Here is a 449-nt window from a genome sequence, read left to right as displayed (position 1 = left end):
AACGTCAGAGGTGAGGCACCGGCTTTAGCCGGTTGCCTCCACTGACTTGTTCGGCTTGTGGTTTTGGTTCTCAGTCTCCATAGAATACCAGGGTCGCACGTTGATTGAAAGCTTGATCTGCTGCCTCGTGAAGCTTGAGCAAGCAGTTCTTGATCTCAGCACAAGACAAGGTAACGAGTCCCTTCTCAAAAGAATCGAACTGAATATCAGCCTTCCGGTCCAGAATCCTAGAATCGATTAGATACTCGATATTGCCCTTCAAGCGTGCGCAGTCCTCCTCAGTGAAATGAGTGTCACCATATTCGTCGATTAGAGCCTTGCCGACGTTGATCTGCGGAAGGAGATACTCTTGGATGTCGAACGATGGGAAAAACCATTCACGCTCTTTGATAGTCGCGAAGTCAGGTGATATGCGCCAATCGATCATCTTCTGTTTTTATGCCGAACGT

At 48.3% G+C, this 449-nt stretch carries 1 protein-coding gene; it reads right to left on the bottom strand.

Annotation, left to right across the window (positions count from 1 at the left end; genetic code table 11):
- Positions 1-70: 70 nt before the first annotated feature.
- On the bottom strand, positions 71-427 hold the full coding sequence (locus JIN85_RS20985; RefSeq protein ID WP_200274529.1) for a hypothetical protein: 357 nt from the start codon (positions 425-427) through the stop codon (positions 71-73).
- Positions 428-449: the final 22 nt, after the last annotated feature.

Origin of the sequence: Luteolibacter pohnpeiensis (genome assembly GCF_016595435.1) — a bacterium.
GTDB classification, from domain to species: Bacteria; Verrucomicrobiota; Verrucomicrobiia; order Verrucomicrobiales; family Akkermansiaceae; genus Luteolibacter; species Luteolibacter pohnpeiensis.
The sequence above is the reverse complement of the archived record's forward strand: the minus strand, read 5'-3'. Positions and strand labels throughout refer to the sequence as shown.